Origin of the sequence: Ilumatobacter sp., from assembly GCF_041688325.1 — a bacterium.
In the GTDB taxonomy this organism is placed as follows: domain Bacteria; phylum Actinomycetota; class Acidimicrobiia; order Acidimicrobiales; family Ilumatobacteraceae; genus Ilumatobacter_A.
In genome coordinates this window covers 1-1,456 of the sequence record NZ_JBDNIJ010000192.1, presented here as the reverse complement: position 1 = coordinate 1,456, position 1,456 = coordinate 1, and the positions used below count along the sequence as shown (strand labels likewise).

Sequence of the window (1,456 nt, the reverse complement as noted above, 5' to 3'; positions counted from 1 at the left end):
AGATCGTCATTGGTGCGGAACATATTCGCCTGGAGCAAGCCAAACTTGTCGAGCAGGCGGAGCATGGCGTCCTCGTGCGTCTCGAGATGTCCGTCGGCGTGTATGTGTTCGACGTTCACGCCCTCTTCGTGAAGCGCACGCGCTACCAACAGGGTTCGATGGCAGTCAAGTGGGTCCTTCTCTGTGCACATCAGTGCGATGCGATCCCGGTCCGCCCCGGTGCGTAGCCGTTCGATCCCCTCGTGAAACGATTTGGTTGCGGCGAGTCGTGCGTACTGCACTCGACCATCCTCGTAGCAGTTTGGATCGTTTGACCGTGCTCCCAGCTCGCGACCCAGAAAGGCGTAGCCGACCTTGTGTCGAGCAAGCTCCTGCTTTACGGACTCTCGGTTGAACTGTGGTGTGAATCTGCTGAAGGGCGTAGATCGCACGTCGGCGATCGCGCTCACCTGATGTTGCGCGAGCAGAGCGATGAAGCTGTCGAGCGAGTGAGCGGAGTGGCCGACGGTCAACACGGTCCGCGGAGTCATCATGATCGTGTACCTCTTCGAATGATTCGGGGACGTCGAATAACCGCTGCGACAAGCTTGTGCGTGTGTCCCTCAAACGGTTCACCAAGACTAATCGTGAGGAGAGATTCGCCAAGCCGGTAAGTGTCGTTCTGCTTCTGGAGATACGAGCGTTCGAGGTCTGGATCTGTTACCCAGAAGCGGTACTCAGTGCCGGCGTGCTCGAACCTGGCTTGAACTCGACGTTTTGGATTGCCGAACGCCTCGCTCGGAGCGAGCACCGTCAGATCAAGTCCTGCGACCCGAATGACCGTCAACGATGATTTCAGCTCGTCAGCGAGTGTTTGCGGGATCTTGTCGTGTCGCCCGTGGAAGGTGTGGTGGCCGTTGATCCAGAGTTGACCTCCTTCTTGACTCAGGGCGGCCATCTCGGGCCACTTCATCCGTCCTTCGAAGCTCCAGTAGTACGTCGGATCGAGTAGCCAGTTCTCCTGCTGGAATGTGCTCGGCTGCCTGTTCAGTAGTGGAACAAGAATCAGATCACCCACCCGCGGGTCGGCACCGTCTTGGTACTGGCGCTCGCGCTCCGACACCTCTTGGTGTGATCGGCTACTCACGGGGCGAATCCATTCACCCGGGCCCGTATCCAGCATTTCGCGTCCTGCGACGCAACGTCCGCTCAGCTTGCGGGAGTTTGCTAGGCAAACGATCCGCTTTGTGGTCGTCATCCGCGCGCCCCGAGCTCCGGCAGGGTGAACCGGATCACGAATCTAGGGGCGGGTCCCATGGCAACGATCGTACAGAGCGCGCAAGCTTAGGGTTGGTCTTACGTCGCGCAAATTGGTCCCGGCGGTCGACTGGACCACCAAACGGGGCACTCTCAGCGATCCAAACGCGAACCCGGCTCCGAGGTGCACGTGCTATTCGCCCCCCGGCGCACTCCAAGT

Annotated in this window: 2 protein-coding genes; both read right to left on the bottom strand. The window is 59.5% G+C overall.

Going from position 1 to position 1,456, the window contains the following annotated elements; all coding sequences use genetic code 11:
* Positions 1-533: DUF488 family protein (locus tag ACH2EI_RS11765; protein WP_395160138.1), on the bottom strand; the 533-nt coding region annotated here is incomplete at its 3' end.
* Entirely contained in the window at positions 530-1,237 is a 708-nt protein-coding gene (locus ACH2EI_RS11760; RefSeq protein ID WP_395160136.1) for a dual OB domain-containing protein, read from the bottom strand. The genes ACH2EI_RS11760 and ACH2EI_RS11765, both read right to left, overlap by 4 nt.
* Positions 1,238-1,456 lie beyond the last annotated feature (219 nt).

Excerpts from the sequence above, each read along its gene's own strand:
- ACH2EI_RS11760 (WP_395160136.1), bottom strand. The coding sequence starts at position 1,237 with ATGACGACCACAAAGCGGATCGTTTGCCTAGCAAACTCCCGCAAGCTG.